Source organism: Roseateles sp. P5_B10 (genome assembly GCF_056400485.1).
Genome location: NZ_JBFULE010000817.1, coordinates 1 through 2296 on the forward strand (window position 1 = coordinate 1; position 2296 = coordinate 2296).

Here is a 2296-nt window from a genome sequence, read left to right on the forward strand (position 1 = left end):
GGTGCCGGCGTTGCAAGATCAGCTCTCCAAGCTGATCCACACCAGCAACTACTACCGCGTGCCGCTGCAGGAGCAACTCGCCGCCAAGCTCTGCGAGGTTTCGGGCCTGGCCAATGTCTTCTTCTGCAATAGCGGACTCGAGGCCAACGAGGCGGCGTTGAAGATCGCCCGCAAGTTCGGCCATGACCGCGGCAATACCTCGCCCGAGGTGCTTGTCTTCGAGGGCGCCTTCCACGGCCGCTCGATCGCGACGCTGTCGGCCACGGCAAATCCCAAGATCCAGGCCGGCTTCGGGCCGCTGGTGCCGGGCTTCGTGCGCGTGCCGCTCAACGACATTGCCGCCCTCGAGGCCGCCCTGGCCGCTCACCCCAACATCACGGCCATCTTCCTGGAGACCATCCAGGGCGAAGGCGGCATCAACCCCGCCCGCATCGAGTTCCTGCAGGCCCTGCGCCGCGTCTGCGACGAGCGCGACCTGCTGCTGATGCTGGACGAAGTGCAGTGCGGCATCGGCCGCACCGGCAAATGGTTCGCCCACCAGTGGGCCGGCATCAAGCCGGACGTGATGCCGCTGGCCAAGGGCCTGGGTTCGGGCGTGCCCATCGGTGCTGTCGTCTGCGGCCCGCGCGCCGCCAGTGTGCTGAAGGCCGGCAACCACGGCACCACCTTCGGCGGCAACCCGCTGGCCATGCGCGCCGGCGTCGAGACGTTGAAGATCATGGAAGAGGACGGCCTGCTGGCCAATGCCGAAGCCGTGGGCGCCACGCTGCGCGGCGCCCTCGCCGAGGGCCTGGCTGGCGAGTCGGGCCTGGTCGAGATCCGCGGCCAGGGCCTGATGCTGGGCATCGAGTTGGATCGCCCGGCCGGCCCGCTGCTGGGTCAAGCCCTGGATGCCGGCCTGCTGATCAGCGTGACGGCCGACCGCGTGGTGCGCCTGCTGCCACCGCTGATCCTGACGCACGACGAAGCGCGCGAAATCGCTGCCCGCCTCGTGCCGCTGATCAAAGCGCTGCTTGCGCAGCCCAAGCCATGAAGCCGGGGGATGCACTGATGCGTCACTATCTGCAGTTCAAAGACCTGCGCGCCGAGGAATACGCCCACCTGTTCGACCGCGCCGGCATCATCAAGCGCCGCTTCAAGAACTACGAAAAATACCAGCCGCTGCAGGACCGCACGCTGGCCATGATCTTCGAGAAGGCCAGCACGCGCACGCGCGTCAGCTTCGAGGCGGGCATGTACCAGATGGGCGGCTCCGTTGTGCACCTGACGACGGGCGACAGCCAGCTCGGCCGAGCCGAGCCGGTGGAGGACTCGGCGCGCGTCATCAGCCGCATGGTCGACATCGTCATGATCCGCACCTTCGAGCAGAGCAAGCTCGAGGCGTTTGCGGCGCATTCGCGCGTGCCGGTCATCAACGGCCTGACCAACGAGTACCACCCCTGCCAGATCCTGGCCGACCTGTTCACCTTCATCGAGAACCGCGGCATGGACCGGCGCGGCGCCATCGACATGGACTGYCTGAAGGGCCGTGTCGTCGCCTGGGTGGGGGACGGCAACAACATGGCCAACACCTGGCTGCAGGCGGCCGAGATCCTGGGTTTCAAGGTGCATGTCAGCACACCCAGCGGCTATGGTGTGGACCCGGCAGTGGCCGGCATCAAGGACGCGAGCTGCTACCGCGTGTTCAACGACCCGCGCGAGGCCTGCGACGGCGCCGACCTGGTGACGACCGACGTCTGGACCAGCATGGGCTACGAAGCCGAGAACGAGGCCCGCAAGGCTGCGTTCGCGGATTGGTGCGTGGACACGCAGATGATGGCTCGCGCCAAGCCGGACGCCCTTTTCATGCACTGCCTGCCGGCCCATCGCGGCGAGGAAGTGGCGGCGGACGTCATCGACGGACCGCAGTCGGTCGTCTGGGATGAAGCGGAGAACAGAATGCACGTGCAGAAGGCACTCATGGAGTACCTGCTGCTCGGACGCATTGGCTGACACGCCTCATCTCGAAAGCAAAAAGCCGGCTGCGAACAGCCGGCTTTTTCTTTGGCGCTCGCTGATCAGGCGCGACGGCGGCGGGCCAGCACCAGGGCGCCACCGGCGAGCAGCAGTGCGATGCTGCTCGGCTCGGGGACGGCGGAGATGTTGTCCAGCGCGGCAACGCCGTTCGTGCCAGTCAGGTCGAAGGACWGTGCCGTGCCGCTGTAGCTCAGGATCTTCTGGGACCAGGTCGAGTAGTCACCGGTCGCGGTCAGCGTGATGGTGCCCAGAAGCGAGCCTGAACCGTTCAGGCCCGAAT

General features: G+C 66.8%; 3 protein-coding genes. 2 read left to right on the forward strand and 1 reads right to left on the reverse strand.

Annotated features, from left to right (window positions below):
* Both AC1DU6_RS28005 and argF read left to right on the forward strand, forming a co-directional pair.
* A partial coding sequence (locus AC1DU6_RS28005; RefSeq protein WP_477861120.1) for an acetylornithine transaminase occupies positions 1 to 1033 on the forward strand: 1033 nt, incomplete at its 5' end.
* On the forward strand, positions 1030 to 1992 hold the full coding sequence (argF, locus tag AC1DU6_RS28010) for an ornithine carbamoyltransferase (RefSeq protein ID WP_056201873.1): 963 nt from the start codon (positions 1030 to 1032) through the stop codon (positions 1990 to 1992). The genes AC1DU6_RS28005 and argF, both read left to right, overlap by 4 nt.
* Positions 1993 to 2057: 65 nt before the next feature.
* On the opposite strand, the gene AC1DU6_RS28015 is transcribed toward argF, so the two are convergent.
* A partial coding sequence (locus tag AC1DU6_RS28015) for a PEP-CTERM sorting domain-containing protein (protein WP_477861121.1) occupies positions 2058 to 2296 on the reverse strand: 239 nt, incomplete at its 5' end.